This is a genomic window from Arthrobacter sp. CAN_A1 (assembly GCF_015751665.1).
In the GTDB taxonomy this organism is placed as follows: Bacteria; Actinomycetota; Actinomycetes; order Actinomycetales; family Micrococcaceae; genus Arthrobacter_D.
Window position 1 is genome coordinate 78,805 of record NZ_JADOUR010000005.1, and the last position, 24,334, is coordinate 103,138.

Annotated in this window: 25 protein-coding genes and 1 tRNA gene; 14 read left to right on the forward strand and 12 right to left on the reverse strand. The window is 64.4% G+C overall.

The features are described 5' to 3' along the window. The first annotated feature begins 38 nt into the window (after nucleotides 1-38). From trhA to IWX62_RS07535, 3 genes are all read left to right on the forward strand, one after another. Nucleotides 39-692 (forward strand): PAQR family membrane homeostasis protein TrhA, encoded by a 654-nt coding sequence (gene trhA / locus IWX62_RS07525; RefSeq protein ID WP_196840751.1) that lies wholly within the window; start codon nucleotides 39-41, stop codon nucleotides 690-692. A 76-nt stretch (nucleotides 693-768) separates the two neighbouring features. After that, nucleotides 769-1,116, forward strand: a complete 348-nt coding sequence (locus tag IWX62_RS07530; protein WP_196840929.1) for an ArsR/SmtB family transcription factor — start codon at nucleotides 769-771, stop codon at nucleotides 1,114-1,116. A gap of 23 nt (nucleotides 1,117-1,139) precedes the next feature. Further along, nucleotides 1,140-1,622 carry an SRPBCC family protein gene (locus IWX62_RS07535; protein WP_196840752.1) on the forward strand — a complete coding sequence of 161 codons (483 nt, stop codon included), beginning with the start codon at nucleotides 1,140-1,142 and terminating at the stop codon, nucleotides 1,620-1,622. Nucleotides 1,623-1,673: 51 nt separating this feature from the next. On the opposite strand, the gene IWX62_RS07540 is transcribed toward IWX62_RS07535, so the two are convergent. Together IWX62_RS07540 and mca are read right to left on the reverse strand one after the other, a co-directional pair. Continuing rightward, nucleotides 1,674-1,985 (reverse strand): hypothetical protein, encoded by a 312-nt coding sequence (locus IWX62_RS07540; RefSeq protein ID WP_333483276.1) that lies wholly within the window; start codon nucleotides 1,983-1,985, stop codon nucleotides 1,674-1,676. 75 nt (nucleotides 1,986-2,060) lie between these two features. Continuing rightward, on the reverse strand, nucleotides 2,061-2,990 hold the full coding sequence (gene mca / locus IWX62_RS07545; RefSeq protein ID WP_196840754.1) for a mycothiol conjugate amidase Mca: 930 nt from the start codon (nucleotides 2,988-2,990) through the stop codon (nucleotides 2,061-2,063). A 68-nt stretch (nucleotides 2,991-3,058) separates the two neighbouring features. Between mca and IWX62_RS07550 the strand changes: the two genes are divergently transcribed. Together IWX62_RS07550 and greA are read left to right on the forward strand one after the other, a co-directional pair. Beyond that, entirely contained in the window at nucleotides 3,059-3,505 is a 447-nt protein-coding gene (locus IWX62_RS07550) for a DUF4307 domain-containing protein (RefSeq protein WP_196840755.1), read from the forward strand. A gap of 254 nt (nucleotides 3,506-3,759) precedes the next feature. Then, the gene (gene greA / locus IWX62_RS07555; protein ID WP_196840756.1) at nucleotides 3,760-4,257 is read left to right on the forward strand and encodes a transcription elongation factor GreA; all 498 of its coding nucleotides are present in this window, start codon (nucleotides 3,760-3,762) and stop codon (nucleotides 4,255-4,257) included. 16 nt (nucleotides 4,258-4,273) lie between these two features. Here greA and IWX62_RS07560 read toward each other — a convergent pair whose 3' ends face one another. Genes IWX62_RS07560 through IWX62_RS07570 form a run of 3 tightly spaced genes read right to left on the reverse strand, consistent with a single transcriptional unit; the run spans nucleotide 4,274 to nucleotide 7,370 of the window. After that, entirely contained in the window at nucleotides 4,274-4,870 is a 597-nt protein-coding gene (locus IWX62_RS07560; RefSeq protein WP_196840757.1) for a rhomboid family intramembrane serine protease, read from the reverse strand. A gap of 2 nt (nucleotides 4,871-4,872) precedes the next feature. Beyond that, nucleotides 4,873-6,126, reverse strand: a complete 1,254-nt coding sequence (ilvA, locus tag IWX62_RS07565; RefSeq protein ID WP_196840758.1) for a threonine ammonia-lyase — start codon at nucleotides 6,124-6,126, stop codon at nucleotides 4,873-4,875. Further along, entirely contained in the window at nucleotides 6,123-7,370 is a 1,248-nt protein-coding gene (locus tag IWX62_RS07570; RefSeq protein WP_196840759.1) for an AI-2E family transporter, read from the reverse strand. Before IWX62_RS07570 ends, ilvA begins: the two co-directional genes overlap by 4 nt. 141 nt (nucleotides 7,371-7,511) lie before the next feature. Between IWX62_RS07570 and IWX62_RS07575 the strand changes: the two genes are divergently transcribed. Genes IWX62_RS07575 through galK form a run of 3 tightly spaced genes read left to right on the forward strand, consistent with a single transcriptional unit; the run spans nucleotide 7,512 to nucleotide 10,662 of the window. Beyond that, nucleotides 7,512-8,327, forward strand: coding sequence for a DeoR/GlpR family DNA-binding transcription regulator (locus IWX62_RS07575; RefSeq protein WP_196840760.1), 816 nt, complete (start codon nucleotides 7,512-7,514; stop codon nucleotides 8,325-8,327). Nucleotides 8,328-8,335: 8 nt separating this feature from the next. Next, nucleotides 8,336-9,499, forward strand: a complete 1,164-nt coding sequence (gene galT, locus IWX62_RS07580; RefSeq protein WP_196840761.1) for a galactose-1-phosphate uridylyltransferase — start codon at nucleotides 8,336-8,338, stop codon at nucleotides 9,497-9,499. Continuing rightward, nucleotides 9,496-10,662 (forward strand): galactokinase, encoded by a 1,167-nt coding sequence (gene galK, locus IWX62_RS07585; RefSeq protein WP_196840762.1) that lies wholly within the window; start codon nucleotides 9,496-9,498, stop codon nucleotides 10,660-10,662. The genes galT and galK overlap by 4 nt, the downstream gene beginning before the upstream one ends. Nucleotides 10,663-10,748: 86 nt before the next feature. Here galK and IWX62_RS07590 read toward each other — a convergent pair whose 3' ends face one another. Next, nucleotides 10,749-11,618 (reverse strand): Bax inhibitor-1/YccA family protein, encoded by an 870-nt coding sequence (locus IWX62_RS07590; RefSeq protein WP_196840763.1) that lies wholly within the window; start codon nucleotides 11,616-11,618, stop codon nucleotides 10,749-10,751. A gap of 252 nt (nucleotides 11,619-11,870) precedes the next feature. Between IWX62_RS07590 and IWX62_RS07595 the strand changes: the two genes are divergently transcribed. From IWX62_RS07595 to IWX62_RS07620, 6 genes are all read left to right on the forward strand, one after another. Continuing rightward, nucleotides 11,871-13,226 carry a branched-chain amino acid ABC transporter permease gene (locus IWX62_RS07595; protein ID WP_196840764.1) on the forward strand — a complete coding sequence of 452 codons (1,356 nt, stop codon included), beginning with the start codon at nucleotides 11,871-11,873 and terminating at the stop codon, nucleotides 13,224-13,226. Between the two features lie 11 nt (nucleotides 13,227-13,237). Continuing rightward, nucleotides 13,238-14,218 (forward strand): branched-chain amino acid ABC transporter permease, encoded by a 981-nt coding sequence (locus IWX62_RS07600; RefSeq protein WP_196840765.1) that lies wholly within the window; start codon nucleotides 13,238-13,240, stop codon nucleotides 14,216-14,218. 104 nt (nucleotides 14,219-14,322) lie between these two features. Continuing rightward, nucleotides 14,323-15,339 (forward strand): ABC transporter ATP-binding protein, encoded by a 1,017-nt coding sequence (locus IWX62_RS07605; RefSeq protein ID WP_333483298.1) that lies wholly within the window; start codon nucleotides 14,323-14,325, stop codon nucleotides 15,337-15,339. Continuing rightward, a complete protein-coding gene (locus IWX62_RS07610) occupies nucleotides 15,336-16,076 on the forward strand; it encodes an ABC transporter ATP-binding protein (protein WP_196840767.1) in 741 nt (246 codons plus the stop codon). The genes IWX62_RS07605 and IWX62_RS07610 overlap by 4 nt, the downstream gene beginning before the upstream one ends. A gap of 607 nt (nucleotides 16,077-16,683) precedes the next feature. Next, a complete protein-coding gene (locus tag IWX62_RS16445) occupies nucleotides 16,684-17,196 on the forward strand; it encodes a DDE-type integrase/transposase/recombinase (RefSeq protein ID WP_442859248.1) in 513 nt (170 codons plus the stop codon). Beyond that, nucleotides 17,106-17,489, forward strand: a complete 384-nt coding sequence (locus IWX62_RS07620; RefSeq protein ID WP_196840768.1) for a hypothetical protein — start codon at nucleotides 17,106-17,108, stop codon at nucleotides 17,487-17,489. The genes IWX62_RS16445 and IWX62_RS07620 overlap by 91 nt, the downstream gene beginning before the upstream one ends. A 144-nt stretch (nucleotides 17,490-17,633) precedes the next feature. Here the strand turns inward: IWX62_RS07620 and IWX62_RS07625 are convergent, their stop codons facing one another. The 6 genes from IWX62_RS07625 to IWX62_RS07650 form a co-directional block, all read right to left on the reverse strand. Continuing rightward, the gene (locus tag IWX62_RS07625) at nucleotides 17,634-19,016 is read right to left on the reverse strand and encodes an ABC transporter substrate-binding protein (RefSeq protein ID WP_196840769.1); all 1,383 of its coding nucleotides are present in this window, start codon (nucleotides 19,014-19,016) and stop codon (nucleotides 17,634-17,636) included. Between the two features lie 184 nt (nucleotides 19,017-19,200). Continuing rightward, a tRNA-Leu gene (locus tag IWX62_RS07630) sits at nucleotides 19,201-19,273 on the reverse strand. Between the two features lie 368 nt (nucleotides 19,274-19,641). After that, complete coding sequence (locus IWX62_RS07635) at nucleotides 19,642-21,093, reverse strand: NAD(P)/FAD-dependent oxidoreductase (RefSeq protein WP_196840770.1); 1,452 nt, start codon at nucleotides 21,091-21,093, stop codon at nucleotides 19,642-19,644. 78 nt (nucleotides 21,094-21,171) lie between these two features. Beyond that, the gene (locus IWX62_RS07640) at nucleotides 21,172-22,632 is read right to left on the reverse strand and encodes a S8 family serine peptidase (RefSeq protein WP_196840771.1); all 1,461 of its coding nucleotides are present in this window, start codon (nucleotides 22,630-22,632) and stop codon (nucleotides 21,172-21,174) included. Next, nucleotides 22,629-23,597: a Ppx/GppA phosphatase family protein gene (locus tag IWX62_RS07645; protein ID WP_196840933.1), complete on the reverse strand. Its 969-nt coding sequence runs from the start codon at nucleotides 23,595-23,597 to the stop codon at nucleotides 22,629-22,631. The genes IWX62_RS07640 and IWX62_RS07645 overlap by 4 nt, the downstream gene beginning before the upstream one ends. Then, nucleotides 23,594-24,295 carry a DUF501 domain-containing protein gene (locus IWX62_RS07650; RefSeq protein WP_196840772.1) on the reverse strand — a complete coding sequence of 234 codons (702 nt, stop codon included), beginning with the start codon at nucleotides 24,293-24,295 and terminating at the stop codon, nucleotides 23,594-23,596. The genes IWX62_RS07645 and IWX62_RS07650 overlap by 4 nt, the downstream gene beginning before the upstream one ends. Nucleotides 24,296-24,334: the final 39 nt, after the last annotated feature.

The following is a 24,334-nucleotide window of genomic DNA, read 5'->3' on the forward strand; positions in this document are numbered from 1 at the left end:
GGGCGGTAACTTAGGCCCCGTCCGGTTAGCATTGAGTCATGACCTCGACCACTCCAGGCGCCCTGAAACCGAAGCTGCGCGGCTGGCTTCATGCTGGGGCGACACCGCTGGCGCTGGCCGCCGGGATCGTCCTGATTGCCGTGGCGCCCACAGCCGCCGGCAAGATCACCTCGGCCATCTACGCTCTCACCGGGGTATTGCTCTTTGGCGTCAGCGCCGTGTATCACACAGGCACCTGGAGTGACCGCACCCGGGTGGTCCTGAAGCGCCTCGACCACACCAACATCATGCTGGTGATCGCGGGCAGCTACACCCCGTTGGCGTGGGCACTCCTGGAACCCGACAAGGCGACGGTGCTGCTCTGGGTGATCTGGTCCGGAGCTATTGCCGGAGTGCTGTTCAGGGTGCTCTGGGTCAACGCTCCCCGCTGGCTGTATGTCCCGGTCTATGTGGCCCTCGGGCTGGGCGCCCTGTTCTACCTCCCCGACTTCTTCGCCGCCAGCCCAGCCGCGACCGTCCTGATCTGCATCGGCGGCGCCCTCTACATCGCAGGAGCAGTCTTTTACGCGCTCAAGCGGCCCAACTTCAGCGTGAACTGGTTTGGTTTCCACGAGCTTTTCCACACTCTCACCATCGCGGCGTTCACAGTTCACTTCATCGCGATCATGATTGCCGTTCTCAACCCCCTTTAAAACCCTTGACCCGGTAGGGGCGTCGGAGTAGATTCGTTATCAACCAGTTGATTGATCAAGGAAGCAGTTGATTAGTGTGGATGACGCGGACAGCGAGCTTCTCGACAGGGCCTTCCTGGCCCTCGCCGACCCAGCCCGGCGCCGCATCATCGCCCACCTCAGCCGCGGCCCTGCCACGGTCAACGAACTGGCTGAACCCTTCGCGATCACCAAGCAGGCGATCTCGAAGCACATCCAGGTCCTTGAACAGGCACACCTCGTGACGCGCACCCGCGATGCGCAGCGCCGGCCCGTTCACCTGAACCCGGCTCGGCTTGAGGCGCTCACCGCATGGATTGACCAATACCGGTTGGTCCGTGAGGGACAGTTCCGCAGCCTCGATGCCCTGCTGCGCACATCCGCCGCGGAGCGCGGCACCCAGTAGCAGCCAATCCGAAAGGATTCATCATGAGGAACGCGTTGACACTCGCCGTCCCGGACGGCGCCCCGTTCATCGACTTTGAGCGGGATTTCGATTTTCCCTTCGACCTCGTCTTCCAGGCCCACGCCCAGCCCCAGCTGATTAGTCAATGGCTCGGACCGCGCCGGAACTCCATCGAGGTTGATCACTACGATTTCCGCACGGGCGGAAGCTACCAGTACCGGCATACGGGTCCCGACGGCGTCATGTACACCTTCAGCGGCGTGTTTCACACCGTGCGGGAGAATGAGTTCGCCATCCAGACCTTCGAGTTTGGTGGGTACCCCGATGTGGTCAGCATCGAATTTCTCACCTTCCAGGACCTGGGCCACGGCAGATGCAGGCTGACTGGCCATGCGGTCTACCCCACCCAGGAGGCACGGGACGGCATGGCTGCCTCCGGGATGGAAGGCGGCATGTCCGAGGGCTACGAACGGCTTGAGGAACTACTCTCCTCGATCGCCACCTAGTTGTCGGAGGACACCTGGCGGGGTGATCGAGGCACCCTGACCCTCAGCAGGTCAGCGGTTCGTCGGCGGGGATCCCGGCCCCGTGTCGGAGCGCTCGGGTGCACGATCGTCGGGGGTCCGATTGCCGTCAGGGCGGTAGCCGCCGTCGTCGTCGAGCTGCCCCTCAGTGGCGTCGGCCGCGGCGGCGTCGTCCACGACCCCCTGATAGCGCACCCGCCGGATCCGCTTGGACATATCGCGGATCAGGAAAATCACGGCTACCACCATCACCAGGGTGAAGATGAACCCCAACAGACCAGGGGTCACCTGGCTGGGGTCGAGTCCCGGCCTGAGCCCGTCCTCTTGATTGGGGGCGGGGCTCACGGCGGACACCAGATTGAGCAGGTAAGACACAATGCACCACTTTCAAAGGAACGGCGGGCAGCGTGGCCCACCCTCCTATTCTATGCCAGCGAAGAAGTCGGACTCGGGCAGTGTGGCTTCCACCCGTGAGTCAATCAGCGAGTAGTCTTCCCACGGCCAGACCTTCCGTTGCAGGTCCGCCGACACGGCGAAGAAGAACCCCTCCGGGTCCACCTGGGTCCGGTGGGACAGCAAGGCCTGATCGCGGTGCTCAAAGAACGCTCCGCACTCAATCTGGGTGGTGGTTTCATGGGTGGGCGCCGGGGCCTGATGGCCTTCTGAGTCGGCTTCGAGCCAGGCCGCAATCCTGGCGGCGTACGGAGACTGCAGCCCGGCGTCCTCAAGCGCGTCGTGTAGGGCGCGGAACCGTTCGGGGTTGAAGGCGCGGTCGTAGTACAGCTTGGACGGGGTCCAGGGCGCCCCGGTGCCCGGGTACCGTTCGGCGTCGCCTGCTGCGTGATAGGCCTCGACGGCCACCTTGTGCGCCATGATGTGGTCCGGGTGGGGGTAGCCACCGTTCTCGTCGTAGCTGAGGATCACGTGCGGGCGGAACTCCCGTACGAGTTTGACCAGGGGTGCGGCAGCGCGCTCCAGCGGCTGCAGGGCGAAGCACCCGAAGGGTAGTGGCGGGAGGGGATCTCCCTCCGGCAGGCCGGAGTCGGCGAAGCCCAGCCAGCGCTGGCGGATACCCAGCGCCGAGGCGGCGTCGGCCATTTCCAGCCGGCGGAGCCCGGCGAGGTCCCGCAGGGCGTGTGGTTGGCCGGCGATTTTCTCATTGAGAATATCCCCACGTTCGCCGCCGGTGCAGGTGGCCACCAGGACGTCGACGCCGTCGGCCGCGTACCGCGCCATGGTCGCGGCGCCTTTACTCGACTCATCGTCCGGGTGGGCGTGAACCGCCAGCAACCGGAACCCCTGGCCGGGGGCTGACGCACTGAAGGACGAGGTGTTTTCCGGGCTGGGCAACTACTGCTCCTGGGGTTCTGGTTATTCGCTTTAGGCAATAAAATCCGGCGGGGATAAAATGGTGTGCGATGGATACCAACCAACCGCCAGTATCAAGAGTAGCCAATCGCTACGGCACCCCCAAGCCGGGAATTCCTGTGCGGACAAGGAAGCGGATCATCTGGGCCACCCTCGCTGTTGCTGTGGTGGCGACAGCCGTGTTCAGCCTGCAGACGGCGGTCCCCGAGGTGACCACCAAGGACGTCGGGTTCAGCATCCAGGACCCCGGCAATGCCACGGTGGACTTTGAGGTGACCAAGGCACCAGAGACCACCGTGCAATGCGCCATCCAGGTGTTGAGCGAAACCTACGCCGTGGTCGGGTGGGATGTGGTGGAGATCGGCCCCAACGACACCGATGAGGGAACCGACGGCGGGCGGACCACCGCGCACCGGGCACCGCTTCGCACCGAGTCCGAAGGCGTCTCCGGTGGGGTCAACGCCTGCTGGGTGCTGGATGAGGCGTCCTCCCCCTAGGCTGTCCCCCGAGGCCGGAACGTCTCAATTTCACTACATTTCGGGGCGCACCCCCCTGGCCTCCCTTGGGATATGTCAGGCATCACGACTACACTGGGGGCAAGACGTTCGGCTCCCCCAACCGGTGATCAGCGGTGTATGTGGTCACCCAAGGGTGGGGCCTTTATTTGTTGCTAAGCCTGCTTACAGCACCTTGTGCAGGCTGCCACCATGCCGAAACCAGCAGTTGACAGGTTTCGGACATAGCTAAGGAGATGCCCGTGTCCACCAACAGTGCACCTGTCGCATGGCTTACCCAGGAGTCCTACGACCGCCTCAAGGCCGAACTGGAACATCTGTCCGGGCCTGGCCGGACCGAGGTTGTCGCCCGCATCGAGCAGGCCCGGTCCGAGGGTGATCTCAAGGAAAACGGCGGCTACCACGCGGCCAAGGAGGAGCAGGGCAAGTCGGAGGCGCGTATCCGCCAGCTGACGGCCCTGCTGGAGAGCGCCCACGTGGGCGAAGCCCCGGAAGACAACGGCATCGTTGAGCCCGGCATGCTGGTCCACGCCAAGATCGCCGGCGACGACGCCACGTTCCTGCTCGGCAGCCGCGAGGTCGCCGGGGACACCGACATCGACGTCTACAGCGAGAAATCTCCCTTGGGCGCAGCTATCCAGGGCAAAAAGTCGGGGGACAAGGTCACCTACACCGCCCCGAACGGCAAGTCGATAGACGTCGAGGTGCTTTCAGCCACCCCTTACGTGGGGTAGCCACGCTGCGGCGCGCCTACCGCGCCGGTGACTGTCGACGGCGGTCCGTCCCACCCGGGACGGGCCGCCGTCTCAGTATCAGGGCGGCGAGGACTCCGCCGAGCGCCCCGAACAGGTGCGCCTGCCAGGACACATTGGAGCCAGCCGTGGGCAGGATCCCCCACAGGATCGAGCCGTACATCAGAAACAGCACCCCGGCCAGCAGGATCTGCCGGAGGCTGCGGTTGTAGAAGCCCCTGACAATCAGGTAGGCGAACAGGCCGAAGACCACACCCGAGGCCCCGATGGTCAGTCCCCCGCCGAAGATCCACACCCCCACCCCGGAGGCCAGCCAGCTCGCGGCGACCGCCACGGCGAACCGCCTGGTCCCTTCCAGGAATGTCAGGAACCCGAGCACCAGCAGCGGCAGCGTATTGCTCAGCAGGTGACCAACTCCGGCGTGGAGCAACGGCGCAAACACCACCCCGTCCAGCCCTGTTAGTTCCCGCGGATCGATCCCCAACCAGCCGATCAGCCGTGCCCCCGTCAGCACGTTGACCAGGTGGATGACCCAGAGCAGCGCGGTGAACGCACTGACCAGCAGCAATCCTTTGCGGGCGCGTGCTGCGAGCATGGTCACCCCTCGATGACCATGGGCTGAAAGCCTTCAGCCCGGAGGTTGTTCAGGACGAGGTGGCAGTGTTCCTCGCCCTTGGTCTCCATATTGATGGTGATCGCAACGTCGCCCATGCTGATCGATCCACCCACCCGGGTGTGATCGACGCCGGTCACGTTGGCATCGGATTCAGCGATGATGCGCGAGATGGTGGCCAGCGATCCCGGGCGGTCGTCCAGAAGCATCCGTACCACCAGGTACCTGCCCGCTGCGGCGAGCCCACGCTGGATGACCTTCAGCATCAGCATGGGGTCGATGTTGCCGCCCGAGAGGATCACCGCGGTGTTGCCCGGTGACGCACCGTTCTCGGTCAGCTTGCCATCCAGCAGGGCTGCCACGCCCACCGCACCGGCGGGTTCCACCACCATCTTGGAGCGTTCCAGCAGGAAGATCAGGGCGCGCGCCAGCGAATCCTCGGTCACGGTCACGACGTCGTCGACCAGTTCCTTGATGATGGAAAACGGGAGCTGGCCCGGCCGGCCGACGGCAATACCATCGGCGATAGTGGAGACCTTGGTCAGCGGCACCAGGGCATCGGCTGCCAGCGACGGCGGGTACGCCGCAGCGTTCTCCGCCTGCACCCCGATGATCCTGATCTCCCGCCCCAGTTCGCGGGCCCTGGCCTTGACCGCCACGGCGACGCCGGCCAGGAGCCCACCGCCGCCCACCCCCATCAAGATGGTGTCGACGTCGGGCACCTGCTCAAGGATTTCCAGCCCGATGGTCCCCTGCCCGGCCACCACATCAACGTTGTCGAAAGGGTGCACAAACACTGTGCCGGTCTCCTCGGCGTAGCGCTTGGCTTCGGCGAGCGCTTCATCCACGTTGTGGCCGTGCAGCACCACCTCGGCGCCGTGGCCGCGGGTTGCCGCCAGCTTGGGCAGGGCGACACCGAGCGGCATGTAGATGCGTGCCTTAATACCGAGACGCGCAGCAGCGACGGCGACTCCCTGCGCGTGGTTGCCGGCGGATGCGGCGACGACGCCCCGGGCACGCTCGGCGTCGGAGAGCCGCGCCATGCGGACATAGGCACCGCGGATCTTGAATGATCCTGCCCGCTGCAGGTTCTCGCACTTCAACGACACGTTGGCGCCGATCAGCCGCCCCAGGGCCCTCGACTCCTCAATGGGGGTGCGGGCAATGACGCCGTCCAGGAGTTTCTGGGCGGCCTGGACGTCGTCGAGCGTCACCGCGAGATCAAGAAGATCAGTCACTGGGTGGCCTTTCGTGGTTCTTCGCTGTCAGTAGTTTCGCTGTCATACGAATCGGTGTGGGGTGGACCAGCAGGTGGTTGGGGAAGGTTCTGGGGTGGGGGCGGCACGCCGCCCACTGCGGGATCGGTTTCCCAGGAACGTGCGGCGATGTACCGCACCACGGTGTTGACCACGGCAAGGAGCGGCACCGAGAAGAGCGCCCCGGGGATGCCGGCGATCAGTGTTCCGCCAGCGACCGCGAGGACCACAGCCAGGGGATGCAGCGACACCGCGGGGCCCATGATCAACGGTTGCAGGACATGCCCCTCCAGTTGCTGTACCACCAGCACAATGGCGAGCATGATCAGCGCATTCACCCAGCCGTTGGCTACCAGAGCCAACAGCACCGCGACCAGCCCAGTGAACAGGGCTCCCACGATGGGGACGAAGGACCCGAGGAACACCACGACGCTGAGCGGCAGGGCCAGGGGCACCCCTATCAGGGCGGCACCGGCACCAATGCCTACCGCATCGACGAAGGCAACGAGCATCTGCACCCGCACATAGTTGGCCATGGAGGACCAACCGCGGCGGCCAGCGCCGTCGACTGCTATCCGTGCGTCGCGGGGCATCAGGCCGACGACGAAACGCCAGATCCGCTCGCCCTCCAGCAGGAAGAAGATCAGGGCGAAGACGGTCAGCAGCGCTCCAGCGCCGAAGCTTCCCGCACTGCTCCCCAGCGAGATCACCCCGGTCAGGATGCTGCCGCTGTTGTTTTGGACGGCGGCAGCGCCTTCATCGATGAACTGGTCGATCTGGATGGTGGTGAGTCCCAGCGGCCCGTCATGCAGCCAGCCCTGAACCTGCTGGAGTCCCTCGACAGCCTCATCCCAGAGGTCGGCGAACCCGAGCGCGAGCTGCCGACCGGCGAGCGTGGCCATCGAACCCACCACGCCCAGGAACACGACGACGGTCAGGGCGACGGCCAATCCGTTGGGAATCTTCGCCCTCCTGAGCAGGCCCATCACCGGCAGCAGGAGGCTGGCCAGCAGACCGGCGAGGAGGAGCGGAATGATCAGCAACGAGATATGTCCGAGCAACCAGATCAGCACCCCGGCAACCAGGACGATCAATCCCACCCGCCAGGCCCAGGCGGCCGAGAGGCTCAGCGCATAGGGGACGTCCCGGGCCAGCGCACGTTTCGAAACGTGGTCGTGGGCACCCTGAAGTGCTTCCGGGGACTTCCGCTGCGCGGGGCGAATCATGCTGCAATCTTTCCACACGTTCCTGACCGAATGACGCCGGATGACCACCCCGGGGATGACGGCGAACCGTCTGCCCTAGTTGTCCGAACAATTATCGGATATGTTTGAAACTGTTTGAAAAAGTTACTTTGGGAGGGTTGGATGCTGGCTGCTGAACGGCGGGACGCCATCGTCAACGAATTGGAGTCCAAACCGGCGGTTCGCGTCGCCTGGCTGGCGGATCGGTTCGGGGTGTCCGACATGACCATCCGGCGTGATATTGACGCTCTCGACGCCGCGGGTGCGTTGATCCGGGTCCACGGGGGCGCGACCCGCACATCGGCACTCAGCGCGCTCGAACCGGGCTTCTTGACCAATTCGGACCGGCAGTCAGCAGCGAAGAAGCTGATCGCGCAGGCAGCCAGCCGCCTGATCCGTCCCGGGATGACCATTGCCCTCACTGGCGGCACCACCGTGTACCAGCTCGCCGCCCTCCTGCCGGTGCAGGGTCCGTTGACCGTGTTGACCAATTCGCTGCCCGCAGCGGACCTGCTGCACAGCCTGACCGCGGACCGGCACGGCGGGGTCACCGTGCTCCTCACCGGTGGTGAACGGACTCCGTCCGAGGCGCTGGTGGGGCCACTCGCCACCGCCGCGGTCCGCGGCCTCAACGTGGACATCTGCTTCATGGGCGTCCACGGAATCCACCCCGATGCCGGAATCACCACACCCAACCTGGCCGAGGCTGACACGAACCGCGCGTTCGCGCAGCAGTGCGCCCGGCTGGTGGTCCTCGCTGACTCCACCAAGGTGGGAGTGGTCAGCCTGGCACACATCGCCGACCTGTCCGAACTCAATTGCGTGGTCACCGACGGAGCTGCGGCGGTCCGATCCGGCGCCACCGACGCCGTCGTCAATCCCCTTGCCGAACTGGCGCTGCACACCACCCTCCTCACCCCCGACACCGTTCCAGCCTAGGAAGCCCCATGACCCTGATCACCCCAACCCGGCTTTCCGATGGCCGGGAGCTGATTTACTTCGATGCGTCGGATGCGTCGGCTGCCCTTCACCGAGACCCGGGCGCCGTCGCCGATACCCGGGGGCTCCCGGCCCGTGGCGGAACCGGGGCTGCGCGCTTCGACGCGCTCACCGGGGAGTGGGTGGCCGTCGCGGCGCACCGACAGTCGCGGACGCACCTGCCACCAGCGGACCAGTGCCCGCTCTGCCCCACCACCGACCACAACCAGTCGGAGATCCCGGCGCCGGACTACGAGGTGGTGGTGTTCGAAAACCGCTTTTCATCGTTCGGCCCCTCCCTCGGCGGACTTCCCGAGGCCGCGGGGTGGGGCACCACTGCTCCCGCGCACGGCCGTTGCGAGGTGGTGGCCTTCGACGCCGCCCACGAGGGGTCCTTCGGGTCCCTCACCCCGGCCCGGGCCAGGACCGTCGTCGACGCGTGGGCGCACCGGACGGAGGCCCTTTCGGCGCTTGAGGGGATCCGCCAGGTCTTCTGCTTCGAGAACCGGGGCGAGGACATCGGTGTCACGCTCCTGCACCCGCACGGGCAGATCTACGCCTACCCGTTCATCCCGCCCCGCTCTGCAGTGATGGCCAAGGCAGCACGTGCGCATTACGACTCCGTCGACGGCAGGGAAACGCTGCTGGCAGGAATGCTGGGCGCTGAGCGGGACTCAGGCGAGCGCATGATCCTCGAGGGCAAGCACTTCAGCGCCTACGTCCCGTTCGCCGCCCGATGGCCCCTGGAGGTTCATCTGGTGCCGCATCGGCAGGTGGCTGATCTTGCGGCACTGGCCGACGACGAGCGGGACGAGCTGACCACTATCTACCTCGATCTGCTGGGCCGGGTCGACCGGCTCTATTCCACCCCCACCCCCTACATTGCGGCCTGGCATCAGGCGCCGCTCGACCCGATCCTGCGGCCCGCGAGCCGGCTTCATCTGCAGCTCACCTCTCCCCGGAGAGCTGAGGACAAGCTGAAGTTCCTGGCCGGATCAGAAGCCGCCATGGGTGCCTTCATCAACGACACCACCCCCGAACAGGTGGCCGCCAATCTTCGTGCCGCCGTCGCCCGACCAGCAGCCAGCGTGCCAACAGCAGACTTCCGATCACCAGCAGAGGACACTCCATGACGCCCCCCGTGACACCGGCAGCAACCGACCTTGCAGCAGCCTTCACCGAGCGGTACGGCGATGAACCGGCGGGGGTCTGGGCGGCGCCCGGCCGGGTGAACCTGATTGGCGAGCACACCGACTACAACGAAGGCTTCGTGCTGCCTTTCGCCATCGACCATTCAACGCGCGTCGCGGCGGCCCTCCGGACGGACCGGACGGTCCGGGTGGCGTCAACCTTCAGCGGTGCCGGCGAGGTGACGGTGAACCTGGACGAGCTGCAGCCGGGTAGCGTGACCGGCTGGGCAGCGTACCCAGTGGGAGTCCTGTGGGCGCTGGAGCAGGCGGGGCATCGGCTGCCCGGGTTGGACCTTTTGATCGACTCAAGCGTGCCGGTGGGCGCCGGCCTGTCCTCCTCGGCTGCCATCGAGTGCGCCGTCGCCGTCGCCGCCAACGAGCTGGCTGGCACTGGCCTCTCAGCACCGGAGCTGGCACTGGTGGGTCAGCGGGCCGAGAACGAGATGGTCGGTGCGCCGACCGGTGTGATGGACCAGTCGGCGTCGCTCCTTGGCCGATCCGGGCATGCAGTGTTCCTCGATTGCCGCAGTCTCAAGGCCCAGCTGGTGCCCCTCCCCCTCGCCGACGCTGGGCTGACCCTCCTGGTCATCGATACGCGGGTCAGCCATTCGCATTCAACCGGCGGCTATGCTGACCGGCGCGCGTCCTGCGAGCGGGGCGCCGAACTGATGGGGGTGTCCTCACTGCGCGAGCTACGGGTGGCGGATCTCGCCGAGGCCGCCGGAACTCTCGATGAGGAGACTTTTCGCCGAGTCCGGCATGTGGTGACCGAGAACGCGCGGGTTGAGGACATGGTCGGGATCCTGGCGGCCAAGGGGCCAGGGGCAATCGGGGCGCTGCTGGACGCAAGCCACGCCTCCATGCGGGACGACTTCGAAATCTCTTGCCCTGAGCTCGACCTCGCCGTCGACTCGGCCCGCAGTAACGGTGCCCTGGGTGCCCGGATGACCGGGGGCGGGTTCGGTGGCGCAGCGATTGCCCTGACACCCCACGACGACGTCGAGCGCGTCATCGCTGCCGTGGAGGAGGCCTTCGCCGCGGCGGGATACGCCGCCCCGGCGATCTTCGCGGTACTGCCGGCCGACGGCGCCGGGCGTCTTGCCTAAGCGTTCCTCACCTTAACGAGGATGGCGCCCCGCAGCAATCGCTGCGGGGCGCCATCCTCGTTAAGGCAGATGTACTGGTGCCGTATTTACTCGTTGCCACGCATGATGGCGATGACGCGGATGAACTCCACATACAGCCAGACCAAGGTGACGGTGAGGCCGAAGGCCGCAGTCCAGGAGTATTTCTGCGGTGCGCCGTTCCGCACACCGACGCTGATCGAGGTGAAGTCGATGACCAGCGAGAAGGCGGCGAGACCGATCGCGAAGATACCGATGACCAGACCGAAGGGGATGTCAGTACCCGGGATCGTAGCGCCGCGGAGGCCCCACGGGTCCTGGCTCACACCGAAGAGCATCAGGCCGAGGTTGATCAGGCTGAAGGCGGCGTAGCCGATGATGGCGATCATGAAGATCTTCATGCCTTTGGGCGACGCCCGTACCTTCCCGCTCCTGAAAAGCACGAGGGTGACGGCGAAGACGGTCAGCGTGCCGAGCAGCGCCTGCAGGGCGATGTTGGGGAACTGGGCCTCGAGGATCATGGTGAGCCCACCGAGGAACAGGCCCTCAAGGAATGCGTAACCAAGGATCAGCGCGGGGACAGGCTCACGTTTGAACGAGTTGACCAGGCCGAGGACCAGACCGCCGATCATACCGACGACCATCAGCGGTACAACGAGACCTGGGAGCAGGAACGCTGGGACGGCTGCACCCAGCAGGACCACGCCGATCGACAGGACCGTTTTGACGATGACGTCGTCGAACGTCATCCGCCCCATCTGCGAGGGACCAGCCGACGGCTGGTTGTACAGGTCCTCCATCTGGGTGGTGCTCATTGCGCTCTGGCCAGCGAGCGCCGTCGCGCCGTACCCTGCAGCATTGCTGCCTGCTGGATTGTCGCCGCGCGCAGCGGAACGGAAGTTCTTTCCGTTGAATACCGGATTGCCGCCAAGTGCCATGTGAACTAGTCCTCCAATGGGGGATGAATGTGGGTTTAACCTTACCAATCTCAACGCTCGCTGCCGCGTTTTGTTCCCCCACAGCACAGCGCCTCCCACCAGTCGTTACCCAATCGCTACCCGCAGGTAGCCATTTCGGTGTCAGGCGAAACACTGCGCGGGTAACATGAACTCACACTCGGTGACATGTGTCACAAGCCGTCCTTACTCCGCCGGATCGCCGGCGGGGCAGCCCATAGTGAGGTTCATAACTTGATAACCCGACCGACGCCTGCGTGGATCAGGAGGCTGCTGGTTTTCACAACCGGCCTCATAGCCATCCTGCTGCTCAGCGCCCCTGCTGCCCAGGGCTACCACCCGGGGACCCCTGCCACCGCTCCTAGCGCGCTGGTATCGTCATCAGTTCCTGCCGGCCAGGTCGTGGCCGAGGAGTTCACTGACCGGATCAGTGGTGTCCTCAGGAACGCCGACGGCCCCCTGCCCGACGTCACCATCTCGGTGACGGGCAACGGCTTTGAGGGTGAGGCCACCTCCGCCGCCAACGGATCCTGGTCCGTCGGTGTCCCCGAACAGGGCGCCTACGAGGTCACCCTCGACGAAGAAACCCTCCCCGAGGGCGCTAGTCTCGCTGAGGGTCAAGCCAATCCGCGAACGGTGACCTTCGCCGGCACCTCGAATGTCACCACCCTGTTCCTGTTTGGCGAAGGGATTGTGCTGACCACGACCAGTTTCTGGGACACCCTCGCTGAGCGCTCCCTCGCCGGGCTCAGCTTCGGCTTGCTGCTCGCACTGAGTGCTGTTGGCCTGTCCCTGATCTTCGGGACCACCGGACTGACGAACTTCGCGCACGGCGAGATGGTCACCTTCGGCGCCGTCGTTGCCTTCGGTTTCTCGGCCCTCGGGTTGCCCATCTTCGTTGCCATACCCCTGGCGGTGGTTGCTGGCGCACTCCTCGGCTGGGTGCAGGATGCCGGCCTCTGGAAGCCGCTGCGTCGCCGCGGTACGGGCCTGGTTCCCATGATGATCGTCAGCATCGGGCTTGCGCTGGCCCTGCGGTACATCATCCAGTTCAACTTTGGTGGCTCGACCCAGCAGTTGCCGGGAGCCCAGAGCCCCCGCCTGGACTTCGGCCCGGTATCCATCTCCCAGAACAACCTCAATTCCCTGCTGATCTCGCTGGTAGTCATTCTCCTCGTAGGATTCCTGCTGCTGCGCACCCGCATCGGTAAGGCTACGCGCGCCGTATCGGACAACCCGGCCCTCGCCGCGGCCTCCGGTATTGACGTGGACCGGGTGATCCGGATCGTCTGGATGGTGGGCGGTGCCCTTGCTGCGCTCGGCGGTATCCTGTGGGCGTATTACCGTCCCGGCGTCTCGTTCAACATGGGTCAGCAGATCCTGCTGCTCATCTTCGCCGGCGTCGTCCTCGGCGGACTCGGCACGGTGTTCGGCGCCCTCATCGGGTCCATCATCGTGGGATTGTTCGTCGAAATCTCAACCATCTGGCTGGAGGCGGACCTCAAATATGTGGGAGCGCTTCTGATCATGATTCTGGTCCTTCTGTTCCGGCCGCAGGGTATCCTCGGCCGTAAAGAGCGCGTCGGTTAGGGGCTCACACCATGGATTTCGGAAATATTCTTGCACTCGCCTTCGGCGAAATGATCAGTCCCACCACCGCCGCCTACGCTCTTGCGGCTCTCGGTCTGGCCGTCCACTTTGGTTATGCCGGGCTGCTGAACTTCGGCCAGGCCGGCTTTATGGCCGTGGGCGCCTACGGCTTTGCCATCTCCACCCTGACCTTCGACGCTCCCCTGCCGGTGGCCGTCCTGGTGGCGCTGACGGCATCGGTGCTCTTCGCGCTCATCCTCGGTATCCCCACCCTCCGTCTACGAGCGGACTATCTGGCAATCGTGACCATCGCGGCTGCCGAAATCGTCAGATACATCGTGACCACTAACGGGCTCACCGAGGTCACGGGATCCGCCAACGGACTCGCCGACTTCGAGAACGGGTTCTTTGGGTTGAACCCGCTCTCTCCCGGTACCTACAATGTGGGTCCCATCGCCATGAATGAACGTGACCTGTGGATCAGGATTGTGGGTTGGACCATCGTGGCCCTCGCCTGCCTGACCGTCTGGTTGCTCATGCGGAGCCCGTGGGGCCGCGTTCTCAAGGGCATCAGGGAGGACGAGAACGCTGTCCGCGCCCTGGGAAAGAACGTCTACGCCTACAAGATGCAGGCACTGGTCATCGGCGGCCTGCTCGGTTCCCTGGCCGGCATGATCTTCACGCTCCCCCGCGGAGCCGTCCAGCCGGCCAACTACGCTACCGAACTGACGTTCTTCCTCTATACCTGTCTCCTGCTGGGTGGCATGGCCACCGTTCTGGGACCAGTGATCGGCGCCATGATCTTCTGGGTGGTGCTGTCTCTGACTCAGGGACTGTTGTACGGAGCAATCGAAATTGGCGCCATTACCTTCCTGTCCAACGTGCAGGCCGGTCAGCTACGGTACATCCTTGTCGGTGTTGCCCTGATGCTGCTCATGGTGTTCAGACCCCAGGGAGTCCTGGGCAACAAAAAGGAGCTGGCGTTCGCATGACCGAACCACAGGAAACGCAGCCGGGTACCACCGAAGATCAGCGCCCGCCGAAGCACAGCGCAGCCGAGGAGCCAGTATCCCCGGGCGTCGCACCGGTCGACTTCATGACTGACACCCGCGACATCGCCGCGGGCGAGGTAGGCCCGGGGTGCCGTAAACGAGATCCCATCCTGGTCGCTGAGAAGGTGACGCGAACATTCGGGGGGATGAACGCCGTCGACGTCGAATATCTTGAGGTGCCCCGCAACAAGATCACCGCGCTGATCGGCCCCAACGGTGCAGGGAAGACCACCTTGTTCAATCTACTGACCGGGTTCGATACCCCCAACAGTGGGCAGTGGCGGTTCGATGACCAGAGCATCGCCGGCGTGCCGTCCTACAAGGTCGCACGGATGGGAATGGTGCGCACCTTCCAGCTCACCAAGGTCATGGGCAAGCTCAGCGTGATGGAAAACATGCGTTTGGGCGCCACCAAGCAGCCCGGCGAAAGCCTGGCGCGTGCCCTCTTCAAGGGAATGTGGGGCAAGCGGGAGAAGGAAATCACCGAGCAGGCCGACGTCCTGCTCGCCAAGTTCAAGCTCGACGAGAAGAAGGATGACTACGCGGCGTCGCTGTCCGGCGGCCAGCGGAAACTGCTCGAGATGGCGCGGGCGCTGATGGTGAAACCCGTCCTGGTCATGCTTGACGAACCGATGGCCGGCGTCAATCCTGCGTTGACCCAGTCGTTGCTGGACCACATCAAGAACCTCAAGGCCGATGGCATGACGGTGCTGTTCGTCGAACATGACATGCATATGGTCCGGCACATTGCTGACTGGGTGGTGGTCATGGCGGAGGGCAAGATTGTCGCCGAAGGGCCACCAGAGGTGGTTATGAAGGACAAGGCAGTGATCGACGCCTATCTCGGGGCCCACCACGACGTCGACCTCGGGGATTCGAAGGGCGTGGAAATGCTTGAGGTGGAGCTTGCTCAGGATGAGGACTCCGTCGTCGGGACCGCCGACGCCGGAATACTCGCCAATCCCGGCGGTACCCCGCCGGAGATGGGCCAGGCGGGCGCCACCCCCACGCATAGCACCGAGCCAGATTCTGCACCTGACAGCAAGGAGAACCGACCATGAGCGAGGACAACAGCACATCGGTGGTCAAGGTCACTGATCTGGTGGCCGGGTACCTGCCGGGGGTGAACATCCTCAACGGGTGCAGTATCGAGGCCCGCTCCGGCGAGCTGATCGGCATCATTGGACCCAACGGCGCTGGCAAGTCCACGCTGCTGAAGGCCATGTTCGGGCTGGTGAAAGTCCATTCCGGCACTGTAGTGGTCAGGGATAAGGACATCACCGGGCTCAAGGCCAATAAGTTGGTGAGCCAGGGCGTGGGCTTCGTGCCACAGAACAACAATGTGTTCTCGACCCTGACCATCGAGGAGAACCTTGAGATGGGCATGTACCAGCGGCCCAAGGACTTCAAGAAGCGGTTTGAGTTTGTGGCCGATCTGTTCCCCGAACTGGGGAAGAGGCGGGCACAGCGGGCCGGGTCACTGTCCGGCGGCGAGCGCCAGATGGTAGCGATGGGGCGCGCACTCATGATGGATCCAGCGGTCCTGCTGCTGGACGAGCCCTCAGCCGGTCTGTCTCCGGTGAAACAGGATGAAACCTTCCTGCGGGTGCATGAGATCAACCGGGCAGGGGTGTCAGTGATCATGGTCGAGCAGAACGCCCGCCGTTGCCTCCAGATCTGTGACCGGGCCTACGTGCTGGATCAGGGCAAGGACGCGTACACAGGCACCGGCCGTGAACTCATGAAGGATCCGAAGGTGATCCAGTTGTATCTGGGCACCCTCGCCGACACCGCGTAGCAGGCTGTCAGTACCCTGAACGCCCGGCTGGATAATCCAGCCGGGCGTTCTGCGTTAACGGGCGGCCCGCCCTCCTCGCCGAGCTGTGGGACAAGGCGACTTGGAGCCCTGCAGATCCACTGTGGAGTCTCATGACTTAATGGACAGTTCTGTCTCAGGACATCGTGGACACTTCCGGGGTGTTGGGTCGCGGCATGAGCAAATTCGATCCGGATATCAAGATCCGGCACTTGGTAGCGACGTGGCCTGAGGACGCCCCACGTGGTGCGGTGACGCAGTTCTGTCGACGCCATGGGTGTTCTCGGGCATGGTTTTATAAGATCCGGGCTACAGCCCTGGAATCAGGGCCACTGAAGGCGATGGAAACCGGGACCACCAAACCCGACACCAGTCCGGCCAGAGTAGGTGCTGGCACGGTGGAACTGGTCCTGTTGGCCAGAGAATCGCTGAAGCAAGCCGGCTACGACCATGGGCCCTTGAGCGTGGCCGCGAAACTACGCCGGCAAGGGTTCGAACCTCCGTCTCGGGCGACGCTGGCCCGGATCTTCACCCGGGCCGGGGTCGTGATTCCCGAGCCGCGAAAAAAGCCACGCAGCGCCTACCGACGATTCGTTTACCCGAGCCCAACGGGTGCTGGCAGATCGACTCGACGGAATGGCTTCTGGCCAGCGGTGCGAGGGTCGCGATTTTCCAGCTTATTGATGACCATTCCCGCCTCGCGCTGGCTTCGCTCGTAGCCCGCGCGGAGACGTCCGAAGCAGCCATCCGGGTCGTGAAAACCGCCATTGAACGCCACGGAGTCCCACAAAAGTTCTTATCCGACAACGGGGCAGCATTCAATCCCACCCGTCGAGGGAAAAGTGGTGCGCTGGTGGAATACCTGAAGTCACTGGGCGTCGAACCGATCACCGGTAAGCCCTACAAACCGACCACACAAGGCAAAAACGAACGCTTCCACCGGACCCTGCACCTGTTCCTGAACAAGCGACCGGCAGCTGCCACCATGGACGAACTCCAACCACCATCGACGTGTTCGACCGCTATTACAACACCGAACGCGAACACCAGGCGCTACCATCAGGGACCACACCATTCGAGGCCTGGAACGCGACTACCATAGCCGAACCACCCCAACCTCCTGCACCGGAAACCACGACAATTTCACCACGACGCAGCGTCCGTCGCACCGCCAACCTCAACGGCGAAGCAACCGTCGTGGGCACCCGCTTCAAACTCGGGAAGGAATACATCGGCCAGGAAATTCACGTCATCTATGACGACCACACCATCATGTTCTTCGACTCCCGGGGAACAGAAATCACCCGCCACCAACGACCCCCACGCCTCACAAGATACATCGGCAACAACAAACCACGAGGCTTCATGGCAAACCAAGTGTCCACGAAGTCCTGAGACATGACACCCCTGCAGATCCACCGGAGCTCACTCCTCGGCGCAGCAAAACGGTCGTTGCACCTCCCCATAGTGCGGGAGGTGCAACGACCGTTTGTGGTGCGAGTGTGGAGCTGGTTCGTTCAGTTGAACTGACTAGTCTGCTTAGAGTGATCCAGCTTCGGAGCGGCTCGGCTGAGGAGTGTTGTTCTCGTCGAACGCGTAGATCCCGATGAATGCCTCGGTAGGATCACCGTTTTCGTCGAATGTGATCGGACCGGAGATACCGTCGTAGTCGATGTCTCCACCGTCGCGAAGCAGCGTGACACAGCCTGCGAAGTCAAAGCACTTCTCGCCATCCTTGGAGACGCCTTCAAGCTCAGCGGCGATTGACGGGCCGTCTGTGGCACCCGCTGCCTCGGCAGCCAGAGCGATCAGGTTGACTGAGTCGTAGCTTTCACCTGCGTAGTTCCAGACAGTGAGCGCTGGGTCGATTTCCGCCAGTGAGGCGCGGAACTCGTCGCCCGCGAAGGAGCCGGGCTGGGTGCCCTGAGCGCCTTCCATGGTGCCCGGATCAAGGTCTTCGCTGTAGTCGGCGGTGTTGCCGTCAACAAAGAACATGGTGGTCGGGTCCACGCCCTGCTGGGTCAGCAGTGGAACGATGCTGGTCGCCTGGTCGAAGCTGATAACCACAATCGCATCGGGCTCGGCAGCTACCACTGCGTCGACCTGGCTGCTGAACTGCGAGTCACCCTCGTTGAACATTTCGCTCGCGACCACCTGGCCACCTGCGCCTTCAACTGCTTCGGTAACGCTGGCTTCCAGCCCGGTGCCATAGGCATCGTTCAGGACGACCATGCCGACCGTCTGTGCACCACATTCCATAATGTAGTTACCCAGCACCCGGCCCTGCAGTACGTCAGAAGGCGCAGTGCGCCAGTACAGGCCGTCGTCGTCCCAGTCAGTGAAGTCTGGCGAGGTGTTGGCCGGGGACATCTGGAGTACCCCAGCACCAGTGATCTGGTTGATCACAGTCTGCGATACGCCAGACGATGCCGCACCGATGATGGCGCTGACGTCCTGGGAGAGCAGATCGGTGACGGACTGGGTGGCGATGTCAGTTGTCGTGTCACCCGAGTCACGATGGACGATCTCAACATCCGCGCCCAAAACGCCGCCGGCCTCGTTGATCTCCTGAACCGCGAGGTTGGTGCCTGCAATTTCGGGTGGGCCGAGGAACGCCAGTGCGCCAGTGGTTGGGAGGATGGATCCGAGGATCAATGGTGTGTCAGTAGTGCTAGTGGCCTCAGGGACAGCGGACGGGTCCCCCTTCGGGTTGGCCTCGGGCGCTTCGCCGCCCTGGCTCTCCGGGCAGCTAAGCCCGGTTGCGGCGGGTGCGGCTGAGGTTTCGCCGCCGTCTCCTTCAGGAGTCGATCCGCCGCAGGCAGATGCGAAGAGCGCGATGCCCAGCCCCAGGGCAGCGACCTTCGCCACGCGCGGTGCATTGTCCCCAATGCCGAACCGCACGGAGTTGCGTGTTGCAGTCATGTATGTTTTCTCCTCGACCGAAAGGCATTCTGTGCCTTTGATGCGATCACCAGGTGTTCCTGGTATGTAGAAAAGCTAATGCAAAAATGTGTCGAAACTAAGCAATTACGGTCACATCCTTGTAACGCTCGCCACAGAGGGGTACAACGACGATGAAATCACCGTCGTCAAACGGGGGTTACTGTGCCCCAGGTCAGACTCGAACTGACACTGAACAGATTTTAAGTCTGGTGCCTCTGCCATTGGGCTACTGGGGCGTGACGGACTGAAGCGTCTCCCTCAGAATACGTGATCGTGGGCGAGGGTGTGATCCGGATGCCGCGGTGAAGGTCCCTCGGGACGCTGTCAGAGCCGCGTGAACGGCCTCGCGTAGGTGAATGTCCCCTAGGCTATGCTGGCGCCATCGAGGGCCCTGATCATGAAGTAGTCGGCCCAGGACGGATCCGGCGCCGCCACCCCGCTCGCGGTCCCCAGGCGAATCGGGAGGTTCATTCCGCCAAGGTTAGTCGCGAACCAATGGGTGCGGCATGACCGTCCTAGAACGAAGCTCAAACCCAAAAACCCCCTTCGCCAGATCTCACGATCGGCGAAGGGGGTGGGTGATGCGGGGTGGGTGACGCGGGGTCTAGCTTTTGGCGGACTCACTATAGGAGTCGCTCTTGGCGGCGCCCGAACTGGCCGGAGCCGAACTGGCCGGAGCCTCGACCTTCCGCGGCGGCGGGGTAGCAGCCTCACGGAACTGGCGCTTGGGAGTCTGCAGATCCATCAGCTGGGTGGTATCGCGACCGAAGACGAAGCTCAGAATCCAGCTGATGACCACCCTGAACTTGCGCTCGAACATGGGCATTGCCATGCCGTGGTACCCGCGGTGTGCCAGCCAGGCAGGGAGACCGCGCATGCCGAATCCCATAATGTTGGCAACACCCTTGTACTGGCCAAAGCCAGCAACAGCGCCGAGGTTCTTGTGCTTGTATTCCTTGACCCGGCCCACTCCGTTGTTCTGCGCATAGATGTTCTTCGCGAGGAGTTTGGCCTGACGCACAGCGTGCTGGGCGTTCGGAACGCAGAACCCGCCGACGCCGCCGCCGGTCAGGTCAGGAACCGCAGAGACGTCTCCTGCGGTCCAGGCGTTCTCAAGGGGGCCGTTGTCGCCGGTGATGCGCAGTTCGGCGTTGGCGCGAATGCGCCCACGCTCGTCGATGGGGAAGTCGGAGGACCTGACCATCGGATTCGCCTGCACACCTGCGGTCCAGATCAACGTGTCAGTCTCGAACTCGTCGGCAGGAGTCTTGTCCGGCATATTGATGAGCTTCAGCCGGCCGTCCACTGCACTGGCCAGCGAGGTGTTCAGCAGCACCTGGATGCCACGGGACCGCAGGTGGGCAACCACCCACACTGCCTGGGACTCGGTGACCTCCGGCATGATCCTGCCCATGGCCTCCACCATGACGAACCTCAGGTCCGAGTGCTCAAGGCGGTCGTTCTTCCTGACAGCAGCGCGGGCAAGGTCTTCAATTTCGGTGATGGTCTCAATGCCCGCAAAACCGCCGCCGACGACGACGAAGGTCAGTGCCCGGTCCCGCTCGGGGCCGGCAGCCATCAGCGACGCGGTCTCAATGCGCTCGAGGAGCTGGTTGCGCAGGGCGACCGCTTCCTCGATGGTCTTCAACCCAATTCCCTGGTCCTTGAGACCGTCGATCGGGAACGTCCTGGTGATGGAGCCCGCTGCCATGACGACGTCGCGGTACGTCAGCTCGAACGGCTCGCCGCCGTCGGCAGGGGCGATCGTCGCAGTGCGGCTGGCGTGGTCAATGCTGGTGACCTTGCCGGTGATCAGCTCGGTCTGCTTGAGGTGGGTGCGGTGCGACACCACAGCGTGGCGGGCCTCAATGTTGCCACCGGCCACCTCGGGAAGGAAGGGCTGGTAGGTCATGTAGGGCAGCGGGTCCACCAGGGTGACAATGCCACCGTGGGACTTGATCTTTTTCTGCAGCTTGTGGGCCACATAAAGACCAACGTAGCCGCCACCGACTACAAGGATGCGCGGACGATCGGAGAACTGTTGATTCAGTGCCATGCCTCGATGGTACCGGACTTTGTGAAAATCTTCACTAACTTTACGTCACCTTCGGAAACCCGGCTTCCGGCGGGCTGGTCAGGCGCGGGGAGCGGCCGTGTCGAGAGAGTCAGTATCGGCGCTATCGTCGTCCGGATTGGCCAGCGCTGACCGTCGGGCGCGCAGCACCGCGACAGTTCCGGCGCCGAGCACCACGACGATCAGCCCGGCGAATCCCAGCACAATGGCCGCCGGTAGCCCCCCGGACGTAGCCGATGGGTCTTCGGCGACCGGCACCTCGGGTTCAGGGATGTCGACGGCGGTAGCCTCGCTGGTGGGCGCGTCAGGTTCCGGGGGTGGAGCCGGTGCGCCCCTGCGGTAGATCTCGATGAATTCCGCCATGCTGCCGAGAAGGTTTTCCTCGGGGACGGCAAGGTCGTCATTGACTGCCGCAGCGACGTCGAGGATACCGTACCCGTAGATGGTGTCCCGTTCAGCACCTTCCGCTCCGGCGTCCTGGGCCGTCAGCAGGATCCGGTTGACCACCTGGGCCGCGGAAAGGTCAGGATATTTTGATCGGATCAGCGCGGCTGTTCCGGCGACCAGGGGTGCAGCTCCCGAGCTGCCTGACCAGTCGGCGTATACACCGCCGGGAAGTGCTCCTACGAGATTCTCAGCGGGAGCGGCCACCCCGATACTGATTCCCTCCGAGGATGATTCGCGGCTTGCTTCGCCCTCCCGGTCCAGGCCAGCGACGGCGAGGACTCCCGGCATCGTGGCCGGAGCACCGACCTGCAGGGAACCCCCGGCACGGTTACCGGCAGCTGCAACGATCACCACATCGTTTTGCTCGGCATACAGGAACGCTTCATCCCAGCTTTCGGGCCAGGTGGGCGAGGTGCTTCCCAGCGACATGTTGATGACCTGGGCACCATTGTCCACCGCCCAGCGCACAGCGTTGGGGATTTGGGTGTCGATGCTGATTCCCGCAGGGTTGGGCCCCTTGGTCTCGCCCTCGATCCAGACAGAGACGGCAAGAAGTTCGGACTCCGGGGCAACCCCCACAATGCCGTCCGCCCCGCGCCCGTAGGTGTCCGGCCCGGTGGTCGCAACAGGTTCCGGCGACGGGGTTTCCTGATCCGAGCCCTCATCCGCCCCGTCATCGTCGGGTGACGGAGAGGGGCTCGGTGGCGGGTCGGGAAGATGGCCCCGCCCAGCCAACAGGCTGGCGACCAGCGTGCCGTGCTCGGCTACCTCGCCGATCCCGAGCTGACCGTCGGGCTGCCCGGACCCTGAGACGTCGGTACCGCCCACCACCACACCGTCCAGATCGGGGTGCGAGCCGTCGACGCCACTATCAATCACAGCAACGCGGACGCCCTCGCCCTTGGTGGTCTCCCAGGCCTCGACAATCCCGTAATCCTCAAGCCAGTACTCGCGTTCCCGCAGGTCGTCGGCCGCTGCCGGCGCCGCGGGCAGGAGAGCGGTGGCCACGGCAACCCCCACCAGGCAGGCGGTGGCGCGCAGCCGGCTACTGAGTGCACCGCGAGAGCTGGTCACTTGTTAACTTTCCTGGTCTCGCCGAGGGCAATTCCGTCAAGAATATCGTGTTCGCTGGCGATGAAGGTTGCCACCCTGCCGTCGGTGGCGGCCATCAGGTGCGCGGTGATGGTCCGCCAGATCAGCGCTCCGGCCCCGATAACGTCAACGCGTCCGGGATGCATGTATGGCAGGTCGGCACGCCGGTCACGGCTCATCCCCAACAGCTCGGAGGCAGCGTCCCAGACCCGTTCCTGGGGCAGCTCGGCTCCATGAATGTCGGCTGACCGGTACTCGGGCAGGCCCAGCGCGTGAGCGGTGATGGTGGTGATACTGCCCGCCACGCCAATCACCTCGGTGACCTTGCTGAAAGGGACGTCGAGCGCCGCCTCAGCGACCAGTCGCCGCACTTCCGCTTCCATGGTGGCGATCTCCCCGGGGGTGGGCGGGTCCGAGGCGAGGTACCGCTCGGTGAAGCGCACGCATCCCATGTTCATACTGCGTGAGGCCACGACGCCGCCGGCGTTACCGACGACGAACTCAGTGCTTCCGCCGCCCAGGTCGACGACGAGGACGAGCGATTCCCCGGCATCTGCCACCGCCGGCGACAACACGCTGAGAGCGCCGTCGAAGGACAGCCCCGCTTCCTCGTCACCACTGACCACCTCGGGGCTCACGCCCAGCAGTTCACGGATCCCGGCGGCGAATTCTTCCCGGTTTTCAGCGTCACGCGTTGCCGACGTGGCGACGAACCGGACCCGGTCCGCGCCGTGCTGCTGGATCAGCTTCGCGTACTCGCGGGCGGCGGCGAAGGTGCGTTCCAGCGCGGCGTCGGATAGCCGTCCGGTAGTGTCAACGCCTTCGCCCAGCCTGACCACCCGCATGAGGCGGACGACGTCGGTGAGTGTCCGGCCGTCGTCGTCGACGTCGGCAATGAGGAGCCTGATCGAGTTGGTCCCGCAGTCAATCGCAGCTGTACGCATCAGGGCCGCTCCGGTCTGGTGGTTTCTGTAGTGGGTGCTGTGGTGGTTCCGGCGGCAGCATCGGCGGCCAGACGGCGGTTGGCCCGTTTGGTCTCCAGTTCCCCGGGGGTGAGACCCTGGGTGCGGGTATGCCGGCTCAGTTCCCGGTCGGGGGTAGAGCCCTCGGTGTCCCAGGCCCCCGCGCAGTAGCAGGCGTCGCGGGTCCACCACTGTGCAATGCCAGCAATGGCTTCATCACCGAGCGGGTTGACGCCGGGACCGGCGGCGAGCGAATGGCCAACCAGGACGTGCAGACACTTCACCCGGGTGGGCATTCCCCCCGCCGATACACCATCGATTTCCGGCACCGGACCAGTCCCTGACCGGTCGCCGATGGCCTTCCTGACCTGCAGGTAGTGCTGGTGGGCCGCCTCGTAGGTCTTTGCGAGCACCGGGTCGCGTTCCAGCCGTTCGGTCATCTCCGCCATCAGGCCCGACGCTTCGAGGCGGGACACCGCTGCCGTAATGATCGGGTGGGTCAGGTAGTAGGTGGTGGGAAAGGGAATGCCGTTGGACAGCCGGGGGGCGGTGGTGGCCACCAGCGGGTTGCCGCAGATGCAGCGGGCACCGATCTCCACAACATCGCGCACGGGTCGGCCGAGCTGGCGGCTGAGGGTGTCAAGGTCAGACGGAGTCAGCTCGGTGCTGGGCGCAGAATCCATGCGGGGTCCTACCTTTCGTGATGGAGGGCTGGAGTAGGG